Below are 24,372 nucleotides of genomic sequence, written 5' to 3' on the forward strand. Positions count from 1 at the left end.
CAGTTGCAACACCATTTGTGCTGCCCCCGGCGCTCCTGTGCCCCTACCTTCCACAGCATCAGAAACGGAGAGTGGTGAATGCGCATCGGGATCGTGGGTATCGGGCCAGTGGGACGAACGCTGGGCACCTATTGGGCGCGCGCGGGTCACGAGGTGTCTTTTGGCTCCCGAGATCCAGTCCGGGCTGCCGAGGCGGCCGCGGGTATCTCTCGCGCGCGCGCAGCGACGCAGGAAGATGCCGTGGCATTCGGTGATGTCGTGCTGTGGACGCCGCGCGGCGTCATGCCCGTCGACCCAGACGCGCTTGCGGGCAAGGTCGTGATCGACCCGAACAACCGTGGCCCCGGCCCAGACGGCGGCTACGCGTCGCTCCGCCCCACGGGGCCGAGCCTCGCCAAGCAGCTCCAGGAAGCGGCGCCTCGGGCGCGCGTGGTGAAAGCGTTCAACACCGTGGTGATGCGGTTGTTGCAGGAAAATCCCGAGCGGCTACGAGAGTCGGGAGCGCAGGTATTCCTCGCTGGCGACGATGCGGAGGCAAAGGTGGTGGCTTCCTCTCTCGCGGCAGACATCGGACTGGGCTCAGTGGATCTCGGAGGGCTGGAAGCGGCGTGGATGGCAGAGGCGATGGCTGACACATTCCGCCAAGCCATGGTGACAAGCCCAGCAGGATGGCGTCAGGCGCTGGTGTTCGCTGACCTGGCAGACAGGCCGGGTTGAGAGGGATCTCGTCGCACAGTCATCAACCAAAGCCGACGCTACATCCGCATCGGATCACTTGCATGCGGATCATCCGGTCAGATGGATCGGGCGCATGTGGCTCCAGCAATCGAACCAAAGGACACCAGTCATGAGCAATCCCGCATCCGAGCAAACACGTCCGCTGGCACCGTCATTCGACCTTACCGGCAAGCGCGTAGTGGTCGTCGGCGGCAAGAAGGGGATCGGCCTCGGAGTTGCACAAGCCGCGCACGCCATGGGCGCGGCTGTCTCCGTCGCCAGCCGCCGCAACGTCTTGGCCGAGGAGCATCCAGAATTGGCTGCGTTTGACCAGATCCTTTTGGACGTCCGAGACGAGACCGCCGTGCATGAGGCGTTCGAAGCCATCGGCTCCTTTGACCATCTTGTCGTCACCGCCGGACCGGAGCTTGGGTCTTGGGGGTCGTTCATGGACCCCGACATGAGCGGCGTCCGTAGCTATCTGGATGGCAAGTTCCTCGGCACTTGGGCCTGCGCCCGCCATGCCGCCCCGCACCTGATGGCTGGCGGCTCGATGACCTTCCTCACGGGCGGCACCGGCGCCCGGGCGAAGCTCGGTCTCGCCGCGGTTACGCCGACTTTCGCTGCTGTCGACTCCTTGTCGCAGTCGCTCGCTCTGGAACTGGCCCCGATCCGCGTCAATACAATCCGCCCCGGATTCATCGACACCGAGTTCTGGAACGTCCTGCCTGCAGCAACCGTGGAGGAAATTCGTACCAAGGTCCGCGCCAACTTCCCGGCCCGGCGGCTCGGGACGGCCGCCGACGTCGGACACGCGGCAGTCTTCCTCATGACAAATCCGTACGTCACCGGCACGGTTCTGGAGGTCTCCGGAGGAGAGTTGTTGGTCGACTGGATCTTCTAAGTTTCAATCGTTCTTCCGCGCCTGCTTCTCTGCGAGCCTTCGCCACCTGGCGGGATTTCCTGATCATCGAACAAAGGTGTGTCTACACCCGAGGTCGGGCATACCGTTGGACATTTAGGGCGCGCTTTGAAGCATTGTTCTTCTAGATCAACGAGGAAACGTTTTTAGGGGCTCCGTTTCGGTCATTCCTGTACCATCATGGCCCATGATGGTATCTGGCGGCGAACCGAACGGAGTATACCTTGTTGACCGATACGGGATTTCAGAAGCTCAAGCCTGGCGAGAAGCTTTACGAGCGCGGCGACCGCGACGGCATGTACGTTGCCGTCCTGCCCATCAACAGGCGCGAGCAGATCTGGCAAAGTGGCGACCGCACCATCAGGGTGGTGCAGTGATGCGCACCGCGCTGAAGGTGGTGCTGGCCGCAATATTTGCCATGCCGGCTGCGGTGGCTCTGGCGAAGTCTCCGGATTGCGCGAGTTGGCCCAGGAACATGGCCCTCGTCCACCTCAAGAACGCCGGCCTGATTGATATCCCATCGGTGATCGAGACGCAGACCAAGGCCGTTCGTCTCGCATCCGAAAAGATCGGCAAGGACCTCTACCAGCAGGTTTACGACATCACGTTTCACACCAAGGATGGCAAGAAGATCGAGGTCATCACGAACAGCCGAGCATCAAGCGAGGAATGCTCGATGAGCGCCGTCGACGTCTACGTGGTCGCGAACAAAATCGGCGGGTCGGCACAGCTGCCATCTGAGGGCACGACCAAAAAGTGATCCGGCTCGGTTATGGTGACAGTGCGCAAAACCGGACTCAACTTTAGTGCACTGTCCGGTCACGCCCGCCACTCCCTGCCGCTTTAGCCTTCGCCGACCCTCAATTCCGGCTCCTCGGCGCAAATCGCAGCGAGGAAATCAATGAATTGCCGCACGCGGGAGGGCATGCGCCGGCCGGCAGCGGTAACTGCGTTGATCGGGAAGGGCGGCGGCGCATGCTGGTCCAGAATGCGTACGACCTCGCCCGACGCCAGCACATCCGTGAACAACCAACTCGCGTGATGGGCAATGCCGAGGCCCGCGAGAACCGCGCCGCGGACATGCTCGGCGTCATTCGTGCGGAACGCTCCCCCACCATCGACCGTGACCTGCCGGCCGTCGACGTGGAAACCCCACCCAATGATATCGCCCTGGTAGACATAGCTGATGCGCTGGTGGTTGCGCAGTTCGCCTAGCGTTTGCGGCGCGCCGTGTTGGGCAAGATAGCTGGCAGAGGCCACGGTTATCATCCGCATGTCGCCGATGCGCCGGGCGACGAGTGCTGAATCCGAAAGCCGACCGATACGGATCGCGACGTCTATCCCTTCCTCGATGAGGTCAACGTGTCGCCCGGAGACTTCCATCTCAATCGCGACGTCGGGGAAACGGTTCCTGAAATCCGATAGCCGGGGAATAACGAACATCCTCCCGAAGGCTGGCGAGAGGGTCACGCGGACCAGCCCTGAAGGGGCGGACTGCCCCTCAAGGACTCTCTCTTCGAGCGAGTCGATATCCTGAAGGATACGGACGGTGGCCTCGTAATAGTCCTATCCTGCCGGCGTCACGGCAAGGGCACGGGAATTTCTCGCGAGGAGTTGCGTCCCGAGCCGCGCTTCGAGCGCAGCGAGCTGTTTGCTGACCGTCGGCTGGCTGACGTTGAGGTCACGCGCCGCCTGCGAAAAGCTTCCGCTTTCGACGACGCGCACGAACATCCGCATCGCGTCCAGCTTATCCGTCACTTGTTTTCCGGACACGCCGGGCCACGCATGCAATCCTCAATCCATTCCTCTCAAGAATAGATACCATTCTATAGGCGTCAATTTCATTTGCAAAACGAATATGCGACTCGGCGTTCGGCCGCCAGCTCAGGGGGCCGTGCTGAAAGGAAGAGTGATGGCAATCAAGATCTATGGTGATGCGGGCTCGGGCAGCTTGCGTCGCGTGACCACGGCTGCGAAGATCATGGGCATTGAACTCGATCGCGTGAACGTCGACCTTTTCAAAGGCGAGAGCCAAACCGACGCGTTCAAATCACGTCTCAATCCCAACGGTCTCACTCCGGTTCTGGAGGATGGGGACACCATCGTCTGGGAAGCGTCAGCGATCAATCTGTATCTCGCCAGCAAGGTGAACTCGCCGCTGGTCGGAACCACGCCGGAGGAGCAATTCCAGGTGCTTCAGTGGATGTTCTGGTCCGGCGAACAGTGGCGCACCTTCACGACCACTCTCTTCGACGAGCGCGTCGCCAAGACGATCATGGGCTTGCCGAAGGACGAGTCCCTTATCGCGTTCGCGGAGCGTAAGATCCGCGCCGCAGCGAAGGTCCTCGACCAGCATCTTGAAGGCCGCAAGTTCATGGTTGGCGATGCGTTGACCTTTGCCGATATCGATATTGCGGCGCCGTTCTCCCAGGTCGATCGTGCGAAGTTTCCGTTCAAGGACTATCCGAACCTGATCGCTTGGCACGACAATCTTCTTCAGTCGTTCCCGGCGTGGGCGGAGACGAAGGCCGAGGTTGACAACCGTATGGGAAGCTTTCTGACGAGCGTCGGTGTGAAGCTATAAAGTCTAGAGGCGTCCAGCTCCTCAGGAATAACTCCGAAATGGGACCTGTCAGGGCCTCACGAACCGATAGGCGAAGCGATCGGTCTTGCCCTTGATCGCGGGATCGAACACCTTGATCACGTGCGGATCGTCCTCGTTCGCGAGCAGGGTGCTTTCCGCATCCAGGACGAAGCCGGCCGCCTCCACCTCCTTGCGAACGGATGCAGGCTCGATCCGATGCAGCGACTGGGCGGCGCTGGTGCCCGTCCCGACGGCGGCGGCGTGGTCGACGACGACGTAGGACCCGCCGGGCTTCAGCCGCTCGTAGACGGCGCGATTGAAGCGAGCCGCCGTCGCGCCCCGGGCTTGCATCAGTGCGGTGTGGAGATCGTGATAGAACAGGTGCAGCCACAGGACGTCCGCAGGCTGCGTCGCCTCCGACATCGCCACGAGGTCCGCCGAAACGGCTTCGACGTTCTCTCGGCCCGTCTCCTTCGCAAGCGTCCGCATGAGGCCGACCGGATCGTTCTTGAAGTGGGCGACTTCGGCCGGCACGAAGCTGTCAACCCGTCCTTCGGGTCCCACGATGTCGGAGAAGAGACGGGTCCAATCGCCGTTGCCTGGGTAAACGTCGATGACGGTGGAGCCCGCGTTTACGCGTGCGAACCGGATCAACTCGGATAGTTTGGATTGGTCGTACATCGGGATCTCCTTTAGGCTCGGGCATTCGACGCGCGCGCGGCTCGCGCCAGTGCTTGCGTGTCGACGTACTCCCGGATGTTCGTCAGTTTGCCGTTGCGAACGGTGATGGCGAAGACCCAGTCGTCCTCGAAAATCTTGTTCGTGGCTTTGATCTTTCCCCTCGCGAAGCCGACGACCAGGACTCGGTCTCCTTGCGCGACGAACTCGCGGGGTTCCGTGGACGTTTCTACCGATGTGGATGCCGTCTCGAGCAAATCCGTCACCCCGCTGTGCCCGCGATGCGTTCCGGCCAGCGGCCAGTCCTCACCGGGGATGATCCACGCGATGTCCTCAGTGACCAGCGCCAGCACAGCCTCGCTGTCGCCGCGGCCGATCGCGGCGAAGAAATCCTTCACGGTCTGGATGTTCTTCTCGATGCTCATGGGATTTCTCCATTGCTCGGATCGGATCGCACGCGATCCGATCCCGTGCGTCATGTCCCCGCCGATGGCAGGGCTATCGCCTTTGACGTCTCGGCGACGCCTGAGCGAGCGCCTCGTCCTTCGAGACGACCGCTACGCGGCCTCCTCAGGATGAGGCTCAGCCCCATCCGTCTGCGTTGAAATGCTGCCGCTTTCTCATCCCTCATCCTGAGGGCCCGCCGCAGGCGGGCGTCTCGAAGGATGGCCGCAGCCGAGCTTCCAGCCATATGTTTCTTCATATGCGGTCGAACTTGACCAGATCCTTGAAGATCAGGTGGCCCCAGCTGTTTCCGCGCGCCTGCACCAGCAGTCCGCCTTCCGAAAGCCCGCCGAGTTTGATCGGCGCGAAGCCGAGACTTTCCGCGAGCGTGCCAATCTCCGCTGCGGCAGCGTCGTCGTCGCTCGCCAGGAACACGACTCTCCTGCCGCCATGGACGGCCGGATCCTGGCCAAGTACGGCAGCTCCCAAATGGTTGAAGCCCTTAACCAGTCGACCGCCGGTGAAGGCCTGCGCGACGGCCTTGGAGGAAGGTCGTCCTCCCAGTTTCTCAGGCGGCACGCCGTAGGCGTTGGTCACGTCGACGATGGTCTTGCCCTGCCAGGTGGGCAGCGCCTTCGCGACATCCAGGTGCGACTCGAAACGGACGGCCAAAAAGACGATGTCCGCCTTGACCGCGTCCGCCAGCTTTTGGGGAATGATCGAGGGTCCGATTGCGGCCGCGGCGGATGCAAAGCTTTCCGGGTCGCGCGTGGTTGCGACGGAGACTTCGATGCCGTTGCGAGCAAACGCCTTGGCGAGCGCCTGGCCGATATGGCCGAAGCCGATGATTGCGTAGCTCATGATGTTTCTCCGATCTTCTGTCGATGGCGGTCAGACCTGCGCCATGCCGCCATCGACGGCGAGATCCACGCCGGTGATGTAAGAACTTTCATCGGAGGCGAGGAACGTGACGGCAGCCGCGATTTCCTCTGGCTTGCCCCTGCGACCCATCGGGACCTGTGAAGCAAATCCGGCGGCGGCTTGCTTGGCTTGCTCGGCGGTCAAGCCCGTCGTCGTCTCCAAAGCGGGGGTCTCGGTTGGTCCGGGGCTCATCGTATTCACGCGGATCTTGCGGTCCTTCAGCTCGAGCGTCCAGGCGCGCGAGAAGCTGCGCACGGCCGCCTTGCTTGCGGCGTAGACGCTGAACCCTGGCAGCCCCTTCACGTTCGAGACCGAAGAGTTCAGGATGATCGAACCGCCGTCCCTGAAGAGGGGGAGGGCCTTCTGCACCGTAAAGAACAGCCCCTTCACGTTCACATCGAAGGTCTGGTCGAAATGCGCCTCGGTCGCTAACGCGAGCGGCGCGATCGTCCCCGCGCCCGCGTTCGCGAAGAGAATGTCGATGTGACCATGTTTCTCCTTCACGACGGCATAGAGCCGGTCGAGATCGTCCAGGCGCGACACGTCGCTCACGACCGTCGTCACGTTTCTCTCGATGAAGGCTGCGGCCTCCTTCAGCTCTTTCTCGCGTCGCCCGGTGATCACCACGTGCGCACCTTCGTCCACGAAGCGCTTGGCTGTGGCCAGCCCAATGCCGCTACTGCCGCCGGTGATGACTGCGATCTTGCCTTCTAGTTTTTTCATGATCTTTTCTCTTTCGTTGTGTGTGGGTCAGGCGCGGGACCGCGCCGGAAATCAGAGTTGTGCCAGGCCGCCGTCGACGGCGACTTCGCTGGCGGTCATGAAGCTGCTGTCCGACGAGGCGAGAAAGGCAGCCACGGCCCCGATCTCCGCGGGATCGGCCATGCGCTGGAGCGGGGTCATCGCGGCGAACACCTTCTGGCCTTCCTCGCCCAACGCTTCCTTCGCGAGTTCGGTCGCGGTCGCCCCGGGCGACAGCACGTTGACGCGGATGCCGCTCCCCTTCAGGTCCTCCGCCCAGGTCCGCGCGAGGTTGCGCACGGCCGCCTTGCTGGCGCTGTAGGCGCTCATGGCCGGGGCGCCCGTGGTGCCCGCGCTCGATCCGGTCAGGATGATCGAACCGCCCCGGCGCATCAGCGGCAGTGCCTTCTGCACGGTGAAGATCGTCCCCTTCACGTTGGTGTCGAAGGTTTCGTCGATGTGCGCGGCAGTGATCTTGCCGAGCGCAAGCTGGCTTCCCGCGCCGGCATTGGCGAAGACGATGTCGAGGGCTCCGCGCTCGGCCTTCACCGTTGCGTAGAGTCGGTCGAGGCCGGCCTCATCCGAGACCGAGCCCTTCACCGCGCGGGCATTGGGCCCAAGCGCAGCGACAGCCGCGTCGAGCGCTTGCTGCCGGCGGCCGAAGATGAAGACGAAGGCGCCGTCCTCGATGAAGCGCTTTGCCGCGGCGCGGCCGATGCCGGTCGCGCCACCCGTGATGACCGCAACCTTGCCGTCAAGCTTTCCCATGATTTCTCCTGTCGTGGTGTCGGGACAGCATCTGCCCCCGAGACCCGCGAGATAGGTCCGGCGGCGGCAGGCGTTGAGTGCGGAAACGCGCACATCGGTAGTGCGAAATCGATCCGGCCGGACAACTGACGCCAGCGGCGACGATCGACGTCGGGCCGTTGGGAAGGGGCTGCGCCTGCCGGAACGGGGCTATGATGACCGCCCATACTGCGGTACGAGGCGTTCGATTGGACTTGGAAGGCGCACCGCGCGGTGCGGGATTGCACCATGATCGACTGGGACGATGTTCGCTATTTTCTAGCCGTCGCGCGGGGAGGCTCGGTGCGGGCGGCCGCCGAGCAACTCGGTGTGAACCACGCGACCGTGCTGCGACGCATCGCCCAGCTCGAGGAACGCCTCGGGGTCCAGATGTTCGAAAAGCTGCCTTCGGGCTACCGCCTCACGGCGGCGGGCGAGGAGGTCCTCGAGTTCGCCGACCAGATGGAAGCGTCGTCGCACCAGCTGGAGACGCGCGTGTTCGGGCGCGACCAGAGCGTGCGCGGGCTTCTGCGGGTGACGCTGGCGCCGCCGATGGCGACACATTTGCTCATGCCTGATTTCGCCGATTTCGCGCGTCTGCATCCTGATATCGAGATGGACATCCTGTCGTTCGGCGAGCTAGCCAATCTGACCAACCGGGAAGCCGACGTCGCGATCCGCGTCGTCTACGACCGCAAAACCCTGCCGCAAAATCTTCACGGCATGAAGGGACCGGAGCTGTTCGGCGCCGTCTACATGTCCAGGGATCGACTGGCCGCGTGGCGTGCGGGCGCGCCTGATCCCGTCCGCTGGATCGTCATCAGCATGCACGGCATCCCGGACTGGGCCAGTGCCGGTGAGGTTCGCGCCACGGGCGTTCCATTCAGGGTCACGGACGCCGGGGCGCAGATCGTTGCTGTCCAGCAAGGGCTCGGCATCACGACACTGCCGTGTTTCGTCGGCGATGCCGACCCATTACTCGCGAGGGTGCCGGGCACCGACCTGCACCTGTATGGAACGGTCTGGCTTCTCACACAGGGCGAGACACGCAAGACCAAGCGCGTGCGGCTTTTCACCGAGTTCGTATCCCGCCGGCTCGCCGCGTACGTGCCGCTGCTGGCTGGGCTGTCGGTGTCGCGCGATTGACGCGGGGCTGGTAACCGGCGGAAAAGTTGGCCTCGACAGATCAATGCGTTATCGTGCTTCAGAAACAATCGAGGGGAGTAGGGTTGTGACTGCTATTGATCCAGCCTCACTGGGCGTTGTTTCCTGGAGAGGCAGCGGCGCTTAGGTCATGGGATTTGGGGTATTCATTCATCGATCGGACTCGATCTACGATGACAGCCCCGCTGAACAATATCAATTTCCCAGTCAATATCTCAGCCGCGTCGAAGCCTGCATCGGCGATTGGATCATCTATTACGAACCAAGCAAGGTCGCTGAGACGCGCGGCTATTTTGCGATTGGTCGTGTTCAGCAGGTTATTCCCGACCCTGGTATATCGGGAATGTATCTCGCTCTGATCGAGCCAGGAAGCTATCTCGATTTTGCCAATCCGGTCCCATTCAACGGACCGACAGGTCCAGTAGAGCGCGGAGTCCTTAACGAGCAGGGACGGATTTCAGGACGCGCTCAGTCCGCAGTCCGCCCAATCTCTGCCGACGATTTCAATAGGATATGCGAGCTTGGTTTCGCGGAGAACGCGCCGCTGCTGCCGCGGCGCGACGGCGACCTTCCATCGCTAGATCTAAACGACCAGCCGCAGGTGCCGTTCACAGTTGAGCAGCAGCGCGACCGTGTGAGCGTGACGGTATCGAGAATTCTGCGCGACCGAGTTTTTCGCCGTATCGTCCTCCGCGCCTACGATGAGCGTTGCGCCGTCACAGGCCTCAAGCTCATCAACGGGATGGGGCGCGCGGAGGTCGCGGCGGCTCACATACGCCCCGTCGAGGCAAACGGGCCGGACATCATCACCAACGGAGTTGCTCTTTCGGGCACCGCACATTGGATGTTTGATCGTGGCCTCATCAGCTTCGCGGATGATTTGGAGATATTGATCTCGCGCCAGACAAACGATCTGGATGGAGTGCGATCGATCATCAACAAGACGGGGCGCGCTCTTGCGCCAGGCCGGGCATTGGACCGTCCACATCCGCACTTCTTGAAGTGGCACCGCGAGCATTGTTTCAAACAATAAGCAAAGCCATGCGGCTCATCCGATCGAACCCGCCCGTCGCCGAGCCGCGATCAGCATCTCCACGAACGCGGTCACTTTCGGCGGACGGAAGCGGGCTGCGGGGTAGACGGTGTGGATGCCGCCGGATGGCAGTTGCCATTGCGGCAGGATTTGAATGAGGCGCCCGGCCGCCAGATCGTCGGCTACCAGGAAATCCGGCAGTACCGAAAGGCCGCCGCCGGCGAGCACGGCCGCGAGCACCCCCGGCGTCGTGTCGATGGCGATGCTGGCCTGCAGGCGCACGGCGCGGCGATCGAGATCGCCCCGCGAGAACTGCCACAGCAGCGGCTCGCGCAGCGCCATGTTGGCGATAAACGGGAGCGTCACGAGCTCGCCGGGATCGCGCGCGGCGGCGATCCGATCCGTGAATGCGGGAGCGCCGACCAGAATTTGCCGGAACGCGCCGATCTTGCGCGCCTGCAGGCTGGAATCGACCAGCCATCCGACGCGGATCGCCATGTCGATCTGGCCCGAGGCGAGATCGACCGTCTGATCTTCGAGCGTCAACTCCACCCGGCAATTGGGATAGCGTGCCGCGTAGGCGGTGACGACGGCGACCACGACGGCCGTGCCGTAGTCGTTGGGCGCCGTGATCCGCAATGTGCCGGTCGGCGCGGCGGCTGCCTGGGCGAGTTCGTCGAAGGCATCCTCGGCTTCGCGCAGGATCATGACGCAGCGCGCATGAAACATGCGGCCCGCGTCGGTCGGATGAACCCGGCGCGTCGTGCGCACGAGAAGGCTGGTGCCGAGATCGCGCTCCAGCTGTGCCACCTGCTGGCTGACCACGGCTTTGGTGATGCCGAGCCGCTCGGCGGCCCGCGTGAAGGATCCGCTGTCCACGACGGCTGCGAAATAGGCCAGTCGATTCAGGTTCATCGCCTCGTCCGGTCAGATTATTGTCAGCCAATAGCATACATTCTGTCTGTTTTGTTGATATTTATCAACCAATGTGCGCGTGCCACATTGCGGTTCAAGGAGATCGCCATGTCCGCGTCCATTCCCATCACCTACCTGTTCGATCCGCTCTGCGGCTGGTGCTACGGCGCCGCCACGCTGCTCGAACAGCTCGTGGCCCGACGGGATTTCGCTGTCGAACTTGCGCCGACAGGCCTGTTCGCCGGCGAGGGTGCCCGTCCGATGGACGATGGTTTTGCGGCCTACGCCTGGAGCAACGACCAGCGGATTTCGCGCTTGAGCGGCCTGCCTTTCAGCGAAGCCTATCGCCGCGATGTGCTGGGCGACCGCACGCGCCTGTTCGATTCCGGCCCGGCAACATTGGCGCTCACGGCTGTTTCGCTCACGGCGCCTGATCGGGAGTTCGCGGCGCTGAAGGCCTTCCAGGTGGTCCGCTATGTCGAAGGCCGCGACAGCACGGACATGTCCGTGCTGTCGGACGTTCTGCGCGCGATGAACTTGCCGGAGGTTGCTGCGCGCCTGGCGAGCCCCGACACCGCGTTGATCGCCGCGTATCGCGCGCGCCTCGAGGCTGCGCGTGCCGAGATGCACCGGTTCGGTGCCAACGGCGTCCCGGCTCTGATCGTCGGGACCGGCCATGATCGCCGCCTCGTGCAGGCAAGCGCGCTGTTCGGCAGCCTGGACGTCCTCGTCAACGGACTGAAGGCGGCCTGAGCGCAGCGATCAACGCAGTCGAGACCATCCCATTTGAATTTCGCGATCGCAGACCGGCACCAGGAGACCAACATGCCGACAAGGAGAACCATCATGAAAACCACTCTCGCCGCGGGCGCCGCGGCCATCTTCGCACCCGCAGGCCTGGGCCATGCCGCCGGCGGGCTCTCCTGGAAGCATTTTCCAGCTGGACAGAACGGCTTCTTCAGGGCTCCCGTTCTGGTGTCCGGCCCGAGCGAGGCCGTGCTGGTCGATGGCGGCTTCACGCTTTCAGATGGCAAGGCTGTCGCAGACGCCATAAAGGCAACCGGCAAGAAGCTCACCACGATCTATATTAGCCAGTCGGACCCGGATTATTATTTCAGCCTCGGCGCTATCAAGGCGGTCTTCCCCGAGGCCCGCGTGCTCGCGGCGCCCGCGACATTGGCGGCCATTAGCGCCAGCGTGGAAAAGAAGCTTGCCGTCTGGGGGCCGCAGCTCAAGGCGAACGGTCCGCAGGTGCTGGCCGATGTGGTCATCCCCGAAGCGTTCGACGGCAAGGCGCTCAGCGTGGACGGCGAGACCATCGAGATCGTCAGCGCGGAGGGGCTGGTCAACCGGCGCTACCTGTTCATTCCCTCGCTCAACGCGGTGTTCGGCGGCGTACTGATCTTCTCCGGCGTCCATGTCTGGACCGCCGACACGCCGACCAAGGAGCAGCGCGCCGCCTGGATCGCCAATCTCGAAAAGATCGCGGCGCGCAAGCCGGCGATCGTCGTGCCCGGCCATTTGTCGGTGGATGCAAAAACCGATCTGTCCGGTGTGGAGCACACCATCGCCTACCTCAAGGCGTTCGACGAGGAACTGGCGAAGGCCAAGGATTCCGCGGCGCTCAAGGCGGCGGTGGAAGCGCGCTTCCCCGGCCTCGGCATGGGCGTCGCGCTCGACATTGGTTCGAAGGTCGCCACCGGCGAGATGAAGTGGGGCTAAGATGGGTGGCAACCTCGACCTGATCCGCGCCACCTATGAGGGATCATCGTCGGAAGAGAACGGCCGCAACCTGTTGGCCGCTCTCGCTCCCGATGCCGCATGGACCGAAGCGGAAGGGTTTCCATACGCGGGCACCTATGTCGGACCCGACGCGATCATATCAGGCGTGTTCCGGCGTCTCGCCGCCGAATGGACCGGCTACCGCGCCGATGTTCACACCTATCTCGAAGACGGCGACCGCGTCGCAGCCTTCGGCGTCTACTCCGGGACCTACAAGGCGACGGGCAAATCCATGCGCGCGACGTTCGCGCATCTCTATCTGCTGAAGAACGGCAAGATCGCCAGCATGACGCAATATGTCGACACCGCGATGGTGCAAAAGGCGCTGCAACCCGCTGGCCACTAACGGTCGGCTGATGATGGAACACACGAGAGAGGGGAGCCCGCGACATGCGGGCTCCCCTTTTTCGTTCCGGCGCCTGCTAGATCTTGATGAAATTGTGCGCCGCCAGCGCGCCGAAGGGCAGTGTTGCCAATCGTCCGCCGACGTCGAGCGAGCCCAGATCTACCGGGAAGAAGCCGGTGCTTTCGATGAGCTTGCGAACCTCGACCTTTGCGGCAGCGTCATCACCCGAGTAGAACAGCACATGCCGGCCGCCCGCCACGTCCGGGTTCGACAGCGCCGCGGCGTCGTTATGGTTGAATGCCTTGACCACGCGGGCGCCCGGAACGAACTGGCTGAAGATCTCGCTCGAATGCTTGTCACCGAGATCGACGGCCTTGATGCCGTAGGCCGCGAGCGGATTGCTCGGGCCCTTCGCATCCGGCGAATTGGGATCGAGGAATTCCACCGGGTTGGTGGCGTCGACGACGATGCGACCGTTCCAGGCCGGCAAGCGGCTGAACACCTTCTCCACTTCGGTCCAGCGCACAGCGGCGATGACGATATCGGCGCTTGCTGCCGCTTCCACGGTGCCGGCCTTGATCGAAGGGCCGAGTTCCTGAACCAGCGAGGCCAACGATTCCGGTCCGCGGCTGTTCGAAATCGTGGCCGAGATTCCTTTTTTGGCCAAGGCGCGTGCGAGGTTCGAGCCGAGGGCGCCAGAACCGATGATACCAATACTCATAAGGAACTCCTGTGAGGTGAGGGGCTGGGAAAGCAGGACCGCCAGCGCCCCGAAGGCTGGTCGGCTATTGCGGCTAGATGCCGTTCGGCATCAAAGTGATTATGTGTCGATTACGTGATGACATTTATGGGCAAAACAAGTCACCAGGCGAGCGGAATGGAGAACTTGCCCAGCCGCGCCACTTCGGCCGCAACATCCGCCACCGTCGTTTTTGCGAGTTCGGCTTCGAGCGCTTTGCGCGCCCGATCGAGGGCGGGTTGTATCGCCTCGAGGATGTTGCCGCCGACTGCGCAACTGTCGCAGGGCGGAGTCCGGTGCAGCGAAAACAGCTCCGTGTCCTCGACCGCCGCATAGACATCGAGCAGCCGTATCTTTTTTGCCGGTTTCGCCAGCAAGGAGCCGCCCCCCGCTCCGAGCTGCGAACGCGTCAGCCCGGCATCGCTCAGACGCGACAACAGCCCGCGGATCACGACCGCGCCGGTGTTTGCCGACCAGGCGAGATCTTCGGACCGCAGCGGCTTTCCGTCACTTACGGCAAGTCCGGTGAGGATATGAACGGCGACGGCGAAGCGGGTGCTGGTCGGCATGATGATCTCGTTTGTGTGTAACCATCACTATGACACACTATCGGCGATGTCAACACTCGTGGGTTCGCAAACGCGGCCGATAACTATCGCTGCCCATCGTGCCGGGCTGATCTGCTCCAACGCCGCGATCTCATGTCGCCCTCGCGCCGGTGCCCAATTGTCGCACCCACGTTGTGAACCGCTTCACACACACGCTCACATGAATACTGCGATAGAGTACCTGTTGTGATTGTGCGTGGTGAATTGGGTTGGTTGACCTACCCGCCGCCACGTCGGCTTGAAATGAGCTGCACACGCTCGAGCGACATGTTGAAATAGCCATCGACCGGCCGATCGCGCCGGTTGGTGAAAGCTATGGAGACACTATGGCTGACAAACACGAACAGAGCCTGGTTGGTACGTGGACCAAAGCCACAGCTTCTGCGTGCGCGGACAAATATCCCGCCACCGTCATCTTCTCGACCGGCACCTACCGCGGCACACGCGGACCAGGGCAGGGCATGGTGTGGTGGGACGCGGGAATCTACCGTCTCGAAGATTCCAAGACACTCGTCGTCGGGACGGCGACTGATGAACTCGTGACGTATCAATTTTCACTGCAGGCCGACCAATTTGAGTTTACGGATTCAGAGAGCTGCCATGTGATTTATCGGCGCGCGTAGCATTGCGCACGCCCTGGCTGACCGAAATAACGCGGGTGTACCCGCGAACGAGCCCGCTGCTCACGTCGATCGCCTGCGTTTTCCAACGAGGAGAAGACGACATGTGCAATTGCTCAGAGCACGAAGCCAGTGGCAGCCTTTCAAAGATGACAGCGGCGTCGGTCGAACCGGCGATGAAGCCGCTGGTGCCGCTGTCGCGGCAGATCAGCTTCAGCGACGACGATTCCGGCGACCAGCCGGCATCAACCGATCTGCATCCCATTCCGCCGTTCAGGCTGTGCAAGCTCGATTTTCGCGAAGGCTGCTACCAGATCAACTTCAGGCCGACGGCGGGCTTCGTGTCGTTCGAAGGCACGCTGCGCGTCGATCGTTCGGCGCCCGACGGCGGTGCGGACCATCTGATCGTCAGCGGCGATCTCTACTCGAAGCGGCCGGTGATCGGTCCGATCCCGGGTCCAGTGCTGCCTGTGGGTGACGCGGACGAAGATGACGCGGCGGAGGCATCGGGACTGACGAGCCTCGCCGGTTCGCTCAGCGCGCTCGATAACCTCATCATTCCGTCTCCGATCCTCAGGCCGAGGATCCCGATCTTTCCCCGCGCGCGCTATCACTCCTATCTCAGGGTGACCAGCGTGTCCGCGCCGGTCGCGGTCCCGTTCCCCAGGAAGTGCGAGCTGACGATCACAGCCGAGCAGTTCAATTACACGCAGCCGCCGGCCGGCCAGTTCAAGGGTACGTTCCCGAATACGCCGTCGCGCACCGTGACGATGAAGCTGTCGAAAGTGCCGGCGCCGTTTCCGTTCTCCCTGACGGGCGGACCGTTCTATCAGGGCCGGCTGTTCGAGGGCGGCGTGGACAAGGGCAGCATCACGCTCGCCTGGGTGTCAAAGTTCTTCCGTCGCGCAACCCTGGAGATCGATACGCTGGTCGGCGCTGTCAGGCCTGCACCGGTGCCCGATGGCGCCGGCGGCACGGAGTTCTTCGACACGGTCTTCGCGAAGACCGGCTGGCAGCTGAGCGTCGTGCAGGATCAGCTCAACATCCCCGTGCCATCAGGCGTGGTCGCGACCAATTGCTGGAGCTCTGCGGATTTGCACGCGCTGATGACCAATGTGCGCAACCCCGCGACGAACCTCGACGCCGAGTGGCGCGTGCACATGATTGTCGTGCCCGCAAAACTCGGCTGCTCGCGCGGCATCATGTACGATCAGATCGGCGTTCCCCGCGAAGGCTGCGCCAGCTTCTCCGATGACGGTTATCCCGTCTCGGACTCCTCGAACTTCGGTCTGGCCGCCAACAAGAAGCAGCGCGACGTGCCGCGGGCGTTCCTGCGCAGTGCGACCCACGAGCTGACGCACACCCTGAACCAGATTCACCAGGAGCAGGAAACGGCGGCCGACAACTCGATCATGACCACGACGCCGAGTGTGGCGGACGTGCTCGGTGGTCCGGCAACCGGTGCACCCGGCGTATTCCCGGATCAGATCAAGCTCGCGCACAACACCAACGTCCGTCATCACCTCAACCACATGCCGGATCCGGTCATTCGCCCGGGCGGATGGCCGTTCGCAAGCTGGTTCCCGACCGGTGCGCCGCAAGCCGCCGATAGGCACGACTTCGATTCCTCGGAGCTGGCGCTGACGGTGACCGCCACAACCGACCGCGTCGCGCTCGGCCAGCCGCTGGATTTGTCGTGGACGATGACGAACAATAGCGGCGTGTCGCTGCGCGCGCCGAACGACGTCAGCACCGAGGCCTTGTTCGCATCGATCACCGTCACCGATGCCGAGGGCCGCGAGCGTCCGGTCAGGCCCTTTGTCATCCTGTGCGAACACGCGAAGCTGAGCGAACTCGAGGCAGGCCAAAGCGTCGAGGGTTCGGCAAAAGTGTTCTGGAGCACAGCGGGCTTTGCCTTCGAGCGACCGGGCCGCTATCGAGTCGATGTCGCGGTCTCGTGGTCGGCGCAAGGCGTGATGGTGGGCGTGCAGTCGGGCATCGACGTGTTTGTTGATTACCCGACCAGCAATACCGACAACCATTCGGCCAACCTCGTGCTGCATCCCGATGTCGGCAAATGGGTGGCGCTCGGCGGCGAGGCCTATCACCTCGGCGAAGCGTGCCGACGGCTGCAGGCTCTCAGTCAGACCGCCGCGCCAGCACACGCGCGCGCAATGGCCGCCCCTGGCGACGGCGCGGCCGCGCCGAGCGTGCTCGACGGTTTTGCCGATCTGCTGCCGGACCGCGCCAAGCTCGCCAGACTGCGCCCCGAACTGACCGCTGGCGCAGCCGGCGGTGCGGACCGCGGATCGGCACGAACCGCCGCGCCAGGACGTAAACGCGCGGCGAAGGCAAAGAAGCGCACGGGGCGAAAGGGGTAACGGGTTTCCCCCAAGCCCGGCGAACACCGTCAATGTCAAGGGCGACGGCCGCAGCCACAACGAAGTCGTGGACCTGCGCGCTGTCGCCTCGGCAACAGGATTGATGGAACCCACGCCAAACCGCAAGATCGGTCGAGCGTGTCATGGCCGTCAGCGACTAGATGGAGCCGCCACGGAGGAGGGACGATGACGGCGGCGCTGCGAAACTATCAGGACCGGATGCGACGGGTGCTGGACCATATCGACCGGCATCTCGACGGAGATCTGGACCTGGACGGCTTAAGCGCTGTTGCCGCCTTCTCGAAATTTCATTTCCACCGGCAATTTTCGGCAACCTTCGGGCTGTCCGTGCATCGCTATGTCCAACTGGTCCGCATGAAGCGCGCTTCGCATCAGCTGGCCTATCTGGGCGCCCACAGCGTCACGGACATCGCGATGGATGCCGGTTACGACGCACCGGACGCCTTCGCCCGCGCCTTTCGGCAACGGTTCGGGCAATCGCCGTCGTCGTTCCGGAAGTCTCCCGACTGGGAGCCGTGGCTTGCGGCCTTCGGGCCTCTCGACAACGCAAGGAGCAAGCTCATGCAAAAGACCTTTACGACTGACGACGTGACGATCCGCGATGTGCCGCCTACGCCGGTGGCGATCATGGAGCACCGGGGCGAGCCGGCGATGCTCGGCGCCACCATCCAGCGGTTCATCGCGTGGCGCAGGGCAGCTAACCTGCACCCCAGGACAAGTCCGACCTTCAATGTCTGGCGCTCCGAGCGGCGCCCTGCCTTGCCCGCCGATTACAGCGTCGATCTCTGCGTCGGGACCGACCAGCCGATCGAGGCGAACGGCGAAGAGATCAAGGCCGGCGAGATCCCCGGCGGACGCTGTGCGGTGCTGCGCGTCGTCGGCTACACCGACAATCTGGAGCCCGCAGCGCTCTACCTTTATCGCGACTGGCTTCCGGCCAGCGGCGAGGAAGCGCGCGACTTCCCGATCTATTGCCAGCGGCTGAGCTTCTTCCCGGAGGTGCCGGAGCATGAGGCGGTCGCGGATCTTTTTCTGCCGCTGAAATAGATGCGTAGTGGGTAGGGTGGATTAGCCAACGGCTGCGCGAAGCGCAGTCCGTGGGCGTAATCCACCCTCTTTCGTCGCGCGCGCTGATAGATGGCGGGTTACGCTCCGCTAACCCGCCCTACGACGCTTACGCCACCTCACGCCAACGCAACGGCAATACGCCGTCCTGCCTGAAACGGTCGAGGAAGCGGAAGCGGGCCGCTTGCGGATTGGGACGCGCTTCGATCGCTTTATCCAGGATCTGCACGACGTCTGTCTCGTCATAAGCGGGCCAGGGTGGCAGGCCTGATCCGTTCGGATCGCCATGCGCCGCGAAATTCACCCAATAGTCCATCAGCGTCCGCGCCAGGGCGCGGTCCTCGTCGGCCGGTAGCGTCGTGCTGCCGATCACCTGTTGTGGTGTCAATGTGCCGAACACGAACGGGATTTCGGTGACGTGCGAGGCGATTGGCGTGTAGGGCGAGGTATAGCTGAAGTGATAGCCGTAGACGGGCGCACGTCCCCCGCGTCGATGCAGCCTCAGCCACTGCCAGCACTGCTCGCCGACCACATAATCGCCCGTGAGTGCGGCCGCGGAAGCCTTGGCCTCCGCGTCGGTCGCTGCGGGGTAGACTTTCAGCAAGTCGGCCATGTGTTCCTTGCCGAACATCTCCTCGACTGCTGTGAGAAAGGCCCGCGCAGATTGATCGGGCAATGACTGTGAGGTGAAAGGGAATTCCTCGGCGGCATTCCAGCCCGCCAGCAAGGGGATGTGCATCTGCTCGCCGCGCAGGAAGCGCCGCGCGGGCACGTCAGGCACAACATGATGATCGATACTCGGTGAGAATGCGGTCACGACGGGGCTGGTTCTGAAACTCCATGGCGCGGCTGCATTCAACTGGTCGGCCGGCATGGCGCGCAAGGCCGCGATAGACCCGTTGCCCTGTTGCCGGGCGAACGCGAGACCACGCGCGCGGGCTTCTTCAAAGCTCTGCATTGGGCCGTGCTTGCCGTCCCAGAACGCGCCGCTCTGTCCAATGGCCTTGTGAAACAGTCCGTGCGCGAGCGGCGAGGCCATCAGGACGCCGACGGCCATGGCGCCGGCGGATTCGCCGAACAGGGTGACGTTGTCGGGGTCGCCGCCAAAGCCGGCGATATTGGCCTTCACCCAGCGCAGCGCCATCAATTGATCCTGCAGGCCGTAATTGCCTGAGGGTGCCTCCCGATCGAGATCGGGATGGGCGAGAAAGCCGAGGATGCCGAGGCGATAATTGAAGCTGACGACGACGGCACCTTTGGCGGCCAACGCGCCGCCGTCCGTCGCGGGGTTGGCCGAGGAGCCGAACTGAAAGCCGCCGCCGTGAATCCATACCATCACAGGCCGCTTCTCGTCCGCGTGTTTCGCCGCGGTCCAGACATTGAGATAGAGGCAATCCTCGTCGCGCGGTCCCGGCCGCTGGTCGTTTTCGAGCGCCGATAGACACCCCGCGCCGAATGTAAGCGCGTCGCGCACGCCGTCCCACGGCGCCGGCGGCTGCGGTGCGCACCAGCGCAAAGGCCCGACCGGGGGCGCTGCGTAGGGGATGCCTTTGAACGCCAGCACGCCACGTGCGTCGCACGAGCCGCCACGCACGCACCCGGCTTGTGTGTGGACCTCGCGTTCGGCTGCTGTCGCGGTCGTGAAGGCATCCATGGTCGTATCTCTTGATCGCGTGGGCGCGCCTGGTCGCAACCGGGCAGGTTCAGACGGCAGACTATCGACTTTCTTCTCCGCTCAATTTAGATATTCTGCCAATCAATTACTAGAAACCGGCAAGCATGCGGCAACCCCTCCACTTTCCATGGCTTGATCTCGATGTGGATGATCGCTCCGCGCCTGTCATCGCCGTGCGCGTTGACGTTGGCGGGAGCAAAGGGGAGGTGCCCGATCACAGCCACCGCAAAGGCCAACTGGTCTTCGCACTGGGAGGTGCCGTCACTTGTCGCGTTCCCACTGGCCTGTGGATGGTGCCGCCGCATTGCGCGGTGTGGATTCCCGGCGGCATGCAACACAGCAACCTCGCGACAGAAAATGCCCGGCTGTTTTTCGTCTACATCGAGCCTGAATTCGTCGCCTTGCCGGCTCGATGCTGTACGCTGTCGATCTCGCCGCTGCTGCGTGAAGTGATCGTCGAGCTGTCCGATCAGGTCGCCGATGACGAGGCGAGGGTGGACCTCTTGGCGAGCGTCCTGCTCCGCGAGCTGCCCCGCATGCCGGTTCAGCAGCTCCATCTGCCGCTCTCGCCCGAGCCGCGGTTGAAGAAAATTGCCGCAGCGCTGGCAAAAGACCCTTCCGACCGCAGGACGCTGGCCGAATGGGCCAAGCGCGTTGCGCTGAGCGAAAGCAGCCTCGCGCGTCTCATCGTCAAGGAAACGGGGCTGAGCTTCGGGCGCTGGCGCCAGCAATTGCACCTGATCGTCGCCTTGCGGGAACTCACCTCCGGCGCCAGCGTGCAGCAGGTATCCGCAGATCTCGGCTATGACTCCGTCGCGGCCTTCATCACCATGTTCAAGAAGGCGCTCGGGAAACCGCCGGGGAAATATCTGAGCGGCATCTCCCCCTTAATATAAGGTTTGACTTATATTAGTTTAGACCGATATTCATCCTTGCGAAACGACAGGGAGCAAGCGCCATGGAGATCGACGTCGCAAGAGTATTGGGGCTGGTTACGCGCTCGGTGAGGAATTTCGAGAAGGACGGGAAAGCGGCCAGTGCGGTGACGCTGACGCGGCTTTACGAGACCAGCATCGACGATCTCTGGGACGCAGTGACCAGCCAGCAACGCATTCCGCGCTGGTTATTGCCGGTCGAGGGAGACCTTCGGCTCGGCGGAAAGTACCAGCTCAAGGGGAATGCAGGGGGTACCATCACGGCGTGCACGCCGCCGACCCATTTTTCGGCGACGTGGGAATTCGGCGGCGCGATGAGCTGGATCGATGTCAAGCTGACGGCAGAACGAAGTCAGGCGCGCTTGACGCTTGAGCACACCGCGATCATCGAGGATCATTGGGAGCAGTTCGGTCCGGGGGCGGTCGGGATCGGTTGGGATCTCGCCATTGCGGGGCTGGAGCGATACGTTACGACCGGGGCATCGGTCGACCATGAGACGGCCGAGGCATGGATGGTCTCTCCCGCGGGCAAGGAATTCATGACGAGCAGCGGCGAGAATTGGCGCGTGGCGCACGTCGCAAGCGGCGTGGATCCTGCCTCCGCGAAGCAGCGGTCGGACCGCACCATCGCTTTTTATCGCGGCGAGACGCCGCCCGAGGTCGCGCATCCGGGCACAGGAAGCTGATGCAAATCTTCGAGGTCCTTGCCGATCCCGTGCGCCGTCGCATCCTCGAGCTGCTGTCGCCCGGGGAAATGGCGTCCGGTGAGGTCGTCGAGGCGATCGGGGCGGAGTTCGGGATCACGCAGGCCGCCGTGTCGCAGCACCTCAAGGTGCTGCGCGAGAGCGGCTTCGCGACGGTTCGGGCGGAGGCGCAACGACGGCTCTATTCGGTCGACGTCGCGGGGCTTCGCGCGGTCGACGCGTGGATCGGTCAGTTCAGGAATTTTTGGGAGCCGAAGCTGGATGCGCTGGCGACGGAGATCGCGCGCGGCAAACGCGAGCGTCGTAACGCGCCCATGAACAAGCGGAGCGGGAAGCGGGCGTGAAGGCATCCCGGCAAAGGCAAAGTCGCTATCGCGCCGCTTCAGTGAGGTACGAAAGCCGCTGCCAAGACTGCAAGCATGCCAAAGCTGGCGATATTCCAGAACAGCGAGCGGACGAGCGGTATGCCGGATAGGTAAAGCGCGGTGTAGGCGATGCGTCCGCCAAGATAGGCGATCGATCCCCAATAAGTCAGCTCATTGTGAACGCCTGCGGCGTGAGAGATGAGGATCGCGGCGGCAAAGAACGGAAACGTCTCCATGTAGTTGCGGAAATTTCGGTTGAGGCGGCCCGGGATGGGCTTGAGCGGCGGCATCTCGGTGTCGCGCGGGCTCGCAGCCCATCTGAGGCCGTACTGCAGGTTCGCGGCCTGCGCGGCGGTGACAAGCTGTACGAAGCCCCAGACGATTGCGGCGGCCAGCATCGATAGTTCGAAGCTCATCGCCATTGGCTGTCCCCAATCTGGAAGAAATCAGCGCGATCCCGGGTGCCATTCCGGGAGTTTGGGAAGCTCGGGATCGAGGTGATCCCAGGCGTATCCGCGCGAGCAGAACAGCGCGACCGATGGCTTGAACGTGCTGGCATCGTCAAGCGTGCCGACATAGATGCCGATGAACTCCGGCTTCTCGTCCGGCTTGTTGTAGATCGGCGAGCCGCAGTTCGGACAGAATCCCTTGCGCTTGACTGCGCCGCTGTCGGCAGTGCGCTCGATTTCGCGCACCTCGCCGGTCACCGAGACTGCGCTGCGCGCGAACACGAAGATTGAGCTGTGGCCGCTGCCGGTGTCGCGCTGACAGTCGCTGCACTGGCATTGGAAGCCGCGGATCGGCGCGGACCGGATGGTGTAACAAACTGCGCCGCAGGCGCAGCGACCTGAATGTGTCATTCGTCTCCCTCCCGACGGGGCCGACCGTTCCAATCATATCAGGCTGGTTTGATTTCTCCACATCGAACAGCCGACGCGATTTCACACAAGTCCGATCTTCGCCAGCACGCTCACCCGCGCGACAACTTCTCGAATTTCTTCACCAGCCGCTCCCGCTTCAGCCGCGACAGCCGCTGGATCCAGAACATCCCGTCGAGCTGGTCGATCTCGTGCTGGTGGCACACGGCGCGCAAGTCGCCCGACTCCTCGCTTTGCATGTTGCCATCGAGATCCCGATAGCTGATCCGCACGCGCGCGTGGCGCGGCACGTCGTCATTAACGCCGGGCATCGAGACGCTGCCTTCACGATGCAGGATCATCTCGGGTGAGGCCCATGCGATCTCCGGATTGACGTAGGTCCGCGGGCCGTCCTTGGCGTCGAGCTCGAGCACGACGACGCGCAAGGGCACGCCGACATGCGGCGCCGTGATGCCGATGCCGGGCGCGGCGCGCATGGTCTCCAACAGATCCGCTGCTAGCTCGCGCAAGGCGTCGTCGAATGCGGTGACGGGGCGGGCGGGGAGCGCGAGCCGGCGGTCGGGATAGCGGAGGATGGGGCGAATGGTCATTTAGGGCTCCTACCACTCACGGATCGTTGAAGCATCCCGTTCTTGACGCCCTACCAACTGGAAGGTAGCTAACCTTTCATGACCAACGTTTCCTCGACTGCCGACGACATCCTGGCCTGCGCGCGCAGTTTGATCATGGCGGGCGGCTATAACGGCTTCAGCTATGCCGACGTGGCCGAAATCGTCGGCATCCGCAAGCCGAGCATCCACCATCATTTCGCCAGCAAGGTCGATCTGGTCCGCACCCTCGTGTCGCGCTACCGCGCCGAAGCGGAGGCGGGACTGTCCGCGCTCGAGCGCAATGTCCCGGATACGCGCGAGCAGCTCACAAAATATGTCGCGTACTGGGAGGCGTGCATCAATGATGCGACGGCGCCCTTCTGCGTCTGCGCGCTGCTGGCCAGTGAGCTGCCGATCTTGCCGGAGGAAGTGGCGCTGGAGGTCCGTGCGCATTTCCGCGCGCTTGCGTCGTGGCTGACATCGGTGATGGAACGCGGCAAGCGGAAAGGGCGGCTACACCTGTCCAGCACGGCCCGGATCGAGGCAGAAGGATTCATGGCGACCATTCACGGCGCGATGCTGTCGGCGCGTGCCTATGGCGATCCAAAGATGTTCGGTGTGATCACCGGGCCGCTGCTGGATCGGTTGTCCTCCAAGCACTGAAGATCTCGACGAGACGATCGCGGCATCCCCGCAGGCGCTGGGGATGCAGGCATCGCACACGCGATCTACCAACTAGTAGGTAAAGGAACGAATGG

General features: G+C 63.2%; 30 protein-coding genes and 1 pseudogene. 17 read left to right on the forward strand and 14 right to left on the reverse strand.

What is annotated here, in order from left to right; translation table 11 throughout:
- Positions 1-78: 78 nt before the first annotated feature.
- From IVB31_RS04820 to IVB31_RS04835, 4 genes and pseudogenes are all read left to right on the forward strand, one after another.
- Positions 79-717 (forward strand): NAD(P)-binding domain-containing protein, encoded by a 639-nt coding sequence (locus IVB31_RS04820; RefSeq protein WP_247319189.1) that lies wholly within the window; start codon positions 79-81, stop codon positions 715-717.
- A gap of 130 nt (positions 718-847) precedes the next feature.
- The gene (locus tag IVB31_RS04825; RefSeq protein WP_247319190.1) at positions 848-1,621 is read left to right on the forward strand and encodes an SDR family oxidoreductase; all 774 of its coding nucleotides are present in this window, start codon (positions 848-850) and stop codon (positions 1,619-1,621) included.
- A 242-nt stretch (positions 1,622-1,863) separates the two neighbouring features.
- Positions 1,864-1,956, forward strand: a pseudogene (locus tag IVB31_RS04830) (integrase); the annotation flags it as partial.
- A 59-nt stretch (positions 1,957-2,015) separates the two neighbouring features.
- Positions 2,016-2,399: a hypothetical protein gene (locus tag IVB31_RS04835; RefSeq protein WP_247319192.1), complete on the forward strand. Its 384-nt coding sequence runs from the start codon at positions 2,016-2,018 to the stop codon at positions 2,397-2,399.
- A gap of 83 nt (positions 2,400-2,482) precedes the next feature.
- On the opposite strand, the gene IVB31_RS04840 is transcribed toward IVB31_RS04835, so the two are convergent.
- Both IVB31_RS04840 and IVB31_RS04845 read right to left on the reverse strand, forming a co-directional pair.
- Positions 2,483-3,181, reverse strand: a complete 699-nt coding sequence (locus tag IVB31_RS04840; protein ID WP_346730852.1) for a substrate binding domain-containing protein — start codon at positions 3,179-3,181, stop codon at positions 2,483-2,485.
- 24 nt (positions 3,182-3,205) lie between these two features.
- The gene (locus IVB31_RS04845) at positions 3,206-3,397 is read right to left on the reverse strand and encodes a LysR family transcriptional regulator (RefSeq protein ID WP_247319196.1); all 192 of its coding nucleotides are present in this window, start codon (positions 3,395-3,397) and stop codon (positions 3,206-3,208) included.
- Positions 3,398-3,551: 154 nt separating this feature from the next.
- Here IVB31_RS04845 and IVB31_RS04850 point away from each other — a divergent pair, with 154 nt between their 5' ends.
- Positions 3,552-4,223, forward strand: coding sequence for a glutathione S-transferase family protein (locus IVB31_RS04850; protein ID WP_247319204.1), 672 nt, complete (start codon positions 3,552-3,554; stop codon positions 4,221-4,223).
- A gap of 48 nt (positions 4,224-4,271) precedes the next feature.
- Here the strand turns inward: IVB31_RS04850 and IVB31_RS04855 are convergent, their stop codons facing one another.
- The 5 genes from IVB31_RS04855 to IVB31_RS04875 form a co-directional block, all read right to left on the reverse strand.
- Positions 4,272-4,904 carry a class I SAM-dependent methyltransferase gene (locus IVB31_RS04855; RefSeq protein ID WP_247319209.1) on the reverse strand — a complete coding sequence of 211 codons (633 nt, stop codon included), beginning with the start codon at positions 4,902-4,904 and terminating at the stop codon, positions 4,272-4,274.
- Positions 4,905-4,915: 11 nt separating this feature from the next.
- Positions 4,916-5,326 (reverse strand): nuclear transport factor 2 family protein, encoded by a 411-nt coding sequence (locus IVB31_RS04860; RefSeq protein ID WP_247319213.1) that lies wholly within the window; start codon positions 5,324-5,326, stop codon positions 4,916-4,918.
- A 274-nt stretch (positions 5,327-5,600) separates the two neighbouring features.
- Positions 5,601-6,206, reverse strand: coding sequence for an NAD(P)-binding domain-containing protein (locus IVB31_RS04865; protein ID WP_247319216.1), 606 nt, complete (start codon positions 6,204-6,206; stop codon positions 5,601-5,603).
- A 30-nt stretch (positions 6,207-6,236) separates the two neighbouring features.
- Entirely contained in the window at positions 6,237-6,989 is a 753-nt protein-coding gene (locus IVB31_RS04870; protein ID WP_247319219.1) for a glucose 1-dehydrogenase, read from the reverse strand.
- A gap of 51 nt (positions 6,990-7,040) precedes the next feature.
- Positions 7,041-7,775 (reverse strand): SDR family oxidoreductase, encoded by a 735-nt coding sequence (locus IVB31_RS04875; RefSeq protein WP_247319220.1) that lies wholly within the window; start codon positions 7,773-7,775, stop codon positions 7,041-7,043.
- A gap of 267 nt (positions 7,776-8,042) precedes the next feature.
- Between IVB31_RS04875 and IVB31_RS04880 the strand changes: the two genes are divergently transcribed.
- Both IVB31_RS04880 and IVB31_RS04885 read left to right on the forward strand, forming a co-directional pair.
- Complete coding sequence (locus tag IVB31_RS04880; RefSeq protein ID WP_247319222.1) at positions 8,043-8,939, forward strand: LysR family transcriptional regulator; 897 nt, start codon at positions 8,043-8,045, stop codon at positions 8,937-8,939.
- Between the two features lie 148 nt (positions 8,940-9,087).
- Positions 9,088-9,990, forward strand: coding sequence for an HNH endonuclease (locus tag IVB31_RS04885; protein WP_247319224.1), 903 nt, complete (start codon positions 9,088-9,090; stop codon positions 9,988-9,990).
- 15 nt (positions 9,991-10,005) lie between these two features.
- Here the strand turns inward: IVB31_RS04885 and IVB31_RS04890 are convergent, their stop codons facing one another.
- Positions 10,006-10,905, reverse strand: coding sequence for a LysR family transcriptional regulator (locus IVB31_RS04890; protein ID WP_247319225.1), 900 nt, complete (start codon positions 10,903-10,905; stop codon positions 10,006-10,008).
- A gap of 108 nt (positions 10,906-11,013) precedes the next feature.
- Between IVB31_RS04890 and IVB31_RS04895 the strand changes: the two genes are divergently transcribed.
- From IVB31_RS04895 to IVB31_RS04905, 3 genes are all read left to right on the forward strand, one after another.
- Entirely contained in the window at positions 11,014-11,658 is a 645-nt protein-coding gene (locus IVB31_RS04895) for a DsbA family protein (RefSeq protein ID WP_247319226.1), read from the forward strand.
- Between the two features lie 72 nt (positions 11,659-11,730).
- Positions 11,731-12,627 carry an MBL fold metallo-hydrolase gene (locus IVB31_RS04900; protein WP_247319227.1) on the forward strand — a complete coding sequence of 299 codons (897 nt, stop codon included), beginning with the start codon at positions 11,731-11,733 and terminating at the stop codon, positions 12,625-12,627.
- 1 nt (position 12,628) lies between these two features.
- Positions 12,629-13,033: a nuclear transport factor 2 family protein gene (locus IVB31_RS04905; protein WP_247319228.1), complete on the forward strand. Its 405-nt coding sequence runs from the start codon at positions 12,629-12,631 to the stop codon at positions 13,031-13,033.
- Between the two features lie 76 nt (positions 13,034-13,109).
- Here IVB31_RS04905 and IVB31_RS04910 read toward each other — a convergent pair whose 3' ends face one another.
- Both IVB31_RS04910 and IVB31_RS04915 read right to left on the reverse strand, forming a co-directional pair.
- Positions 13,110-13,754 carry an NADPH-dependent F420 reductase gene (locus IVB31_RS04910; protein ID WP_247319229.1) on the reverse strand — a complete coding sequence of 215 codons (645 nt, stop codon included), beginning with the start codon at positions 13,752-13,754 and terminating at the stop codon, positions 13,110-13,112.
- 140 nt (positions 13,755-13,894) lie between these two features.
- Positions 13,895-14,341 carry an Rrf2 family transcriptional regulator gene (locus IVB31_RS04915; RefSeq protein WP_247319230.1) on the reverse strand — a complete coding sequence of 149 codons (447 nt, stop codon included), beginning with the start codon at positions 14,339-14,341 and terminating at the stop codon, positions 13,895-13,897.
- 365 nt (positions 14,342-14,706) lie between these two features.
- Between IVB31_RS04915 and IVB31_RS04920 the strand changes: the two genes are divergently transcribed.
- From IVB31_RS04920 to IVB31_RS04930, 3 genes are all read left to right on the forward strand, one after another.
- Positions 14,707-15,003: a hypothetical protein gene (locus IVB31_RS04920; RefSeq protein WP_247319233.1), complete on the forward strand. Its 297-nt coding sequence runs from the start codon at positions 14,707-14,709 to the stop codon at positions 15,001-15,003.
- A 101-nt stretch (positions 15,004-15,104) separates the two neighbouring features.
- Positions 15,105-17,381 (forward strand): hypothetical protein, encoded by a 2,277-nt coding sequence (locus IVB31_RS04925; RefSeq protein WP_247319236.1) that lies wholly within the window; start codon positions 15,105-15,107, stop codon positions 17,379-17,381.
- Positions 17,382-17,567: 186 nt separating this feature from the next.
- A complete protein-coding gene (locus IVB31_RS04930) occupies positions 17,568-18,449 on the forward strand; it encodes an AraC family transcriptional regulator (protein WP_247319238.1) in 882 nt (293 codons plus the stop codon).
- 127 nt (positions 18,450-18,576) lie between these two features.
- Here IVB31_RS04930 and IVB31_RS04935 read toward each other — a convergent pair whose 3' ends face one another.
- Positions 18,577-20,121: a carboxylesterase family protein gene (locus tag IVB31_RS04935; RefSeq protein ID WP_247319240.1), complete on the reverse strand. Its 1,545-nt coding sequence runs from the start codon at positions 20,119-20,121 to the stop codon at positions 18,577-18,579.
- 125 nt (positions 20,122-20,246) lie between these two features.
- Between IVB31_RS04935 and IVB31_RS04940 the strand changes: the two genes are divergently transcribed.
- The 3 genes from IVB31_RS04940 to IVB31_RS04950 all read left to right on the forward strand — a co-directional run bounded on the left by IVB31_RS04940 (position 20,247) and on the right by IVB31_RS04950 (position 22,125).
- Positions 20,247-21,038: a helix-turn-helix transcriptional regulator gene (locus IVB31_RS04940; protein WP_247319245.1), complete on the forward strand. Its 792-nt coding sequence runs from the start codon at positions 20,247-20,249 to the stop codon at positions 21,036-21,038.
- A gap of 62 nt (positions 21,039-21,100) precedes the next feature.
- A complete protein-coding gene (locus IVB31_RS04945; protein WP_247319248.1) occupies positions 21,101-21,763 on the forward strand; it encodes an SRPBCC family protein in 663 nt (220 codons plus the stop codon).
- Positions 21,763-22,125: a metalloregulator ArsR/SmtB family transcription factor gene (locus IVB31_RS04950; protein ID WP_247319249.1), complete on the forward strand. Its 363-nt coding sequence runs from the start codon at positions 21,763-21,765 to the stop codon at positions 22,123-22,125. Before IVB31_RS04945 ends, IVB31_RS04950 begins: the two co-directional genes overlap by 1 nt.
- 38 nt (positions 22,126-22,163) lie before the next feature.
- Here the strand turns inward: IVB31_RS04950 and IVB31_RS04955 are convergent, their stop codons facing one another.
- The 3 genes from IVB31_RS04955 to IVB31_RS04965 all read right to left on the reverse strand — a co-directional run bounded on the left by IVB31_RS04955 (position 22,164) and on the right by IVB31_RS04965 (position 23,614).
- Entirely contained in the window at positions 22,164-22,568 is a 405-nt protein-coding gene (locus IVB31_RS04955; protein ID WP_247319252.1) for an MAPEG family protein, read from the reverse strand.
- 24 nt (positions 22,569-22,592) lie between these two features.
- The gene (locus IVB31_RS04960) at positions 22,593-23,006 is read right to left on the reverse strand and encodes a GFA family protein (RefSeq protein ID WP_247319255.1); all 414 of its coding nucleotides are present in this window, start codon (positions 23,004-23,006) and stop codon (positions 22,593-22,595) included.
- 110 nt (positions 23,007-23,116) lie between these two features.
- A complete protein-coding gene (locus IVB31_RS04965) occupies positions 23,117-23,614 on the reverse strand; it encodes a peptide deformylase (protein ID WP_247319258.1) in 498 nt (165 codons plus the stop codon).
- Positions 23,615-23,692: 78 nt separating this feature from the next.
- Here IVB31_RS04965 and IVB31_RS04970 point away from each other — a divergent pair, with 78 nt between their 5' ends.
- Positions 23,693-24,277, forward strand: a complete 585-nt coding sequence (locus IVB31_RS04970; protein ID WP_247319260.1) for a TetR/AcrR family transcriptional regulator — start codon at positions 23,693-23,695, stop codon at positions 24,275-24,277.
- Positions 24,278-24,372: the final 95 nt, after the last annotated feature.

The organism is Bradyrhizobium sp. 21, from assembly GCF_023073335.1.
In the GTDB taxonomy this organism is placed as follows: domain Bacteria; phylum Pseudomonadota; class Alphaproteobacteria; order Rhizobiales; family Xanthobacteraceae; genus Bradyrhizobium.